We start from the raw sequence: 898 nt of genomic DNA, 5'->3' as shown, positions 1-898 counted from the left end.
TCGACGAGTTGCTGCTGGCGGCGATCTGCGCCGTCATCAGTGGCGCTGAGAGTTGGACGACGGTTGTCGAGTGGAGCGAAACGAAGCTCGACTGGCTGCGCCAACATCTGCCGTTTGCCAACGGCATCGCCTCGCACGATACCTTTGGCCGGGTATTTTCATTGCTTGACGCCACACAGTTCGAGGCATGCTTCGTCAAGTGGATGGGCTCGATGTGTCCCGCGCTGCACGGCCAGCATATTGCTGTTGATGGCAAGTGCGTACGCGGCTCGCACGACGGCAAGCATAGCGCAATTCACTTGGTGTCGGCATGGAGCAGCGCCAGCGGAATGACGCTGAGCCAGGTCCGCACCGCCGACAAGAGCAACGAGATCACGGCCATCCCGGAATTGCTCGCCACGCTCGATATCAAGGGTGCCATCATCACAATCGACGCGATGGGGTGCCAGCACAATATCGCGGCCGGGATAGTCGGCGGCGGCGCCGACTATGTGCTGGGCGTGAAAGACAACCAGCCAGGACTGGCCGAAGCGATCCGGTTATGGTTCGATGCGGCCGAGACGGGAGCACTGGATCGTCCTTTCTGGGAACACAGCCATACCGAAAAGGATCACGGGCGCATTGAAACCCGGCGCTGCCTGGTCACCAACGACGTCGATTGGCTGGGTCAGCAAAACCAGCATTGGACAGGCGTACAAAGCCTGATCATGATCGAATCGACGCGCGAAGTGATCGGCAGAAATAGCAGCGGCACCGCCAGCGTGGAGCGCCGGTTTTACATCAGCAGTCTGCCAGCGAAGGCGGCCAAGCTGGCGCACGTTGTACGTGCCCACTGGGGTATCGAAAACAGCATGCACTGGGTGCTCGATGTTGCATTCCGCGAAGACGATTGCCGTAT

1 protein-coding gene is annotated in these 898 nt (G+C 59.9%); it reads left to right on the top strand.

Annotated features, from left to right (window positions below):
- The coding region (locus CSZ94_RS27350) for an ISAs1 family transposase (RefSeq protein WP_102124367.1) at positions 1-898 on the top strand (898 nt) is incomplete at both ends.

The organism is Janthinobacterium sp. ROICE36, assembly GCF_002869965.1.
GTDB lineage: Bacteria > Pseudomonadota > Gammaproteobacteria > Burkholderiales > Burkholderiaceae_D > Janthinobacterium.
Note: the sequence above shows the minus strand (reverse complement) of the source record. Positions and strands in the feature narration are given on the sequence as shown.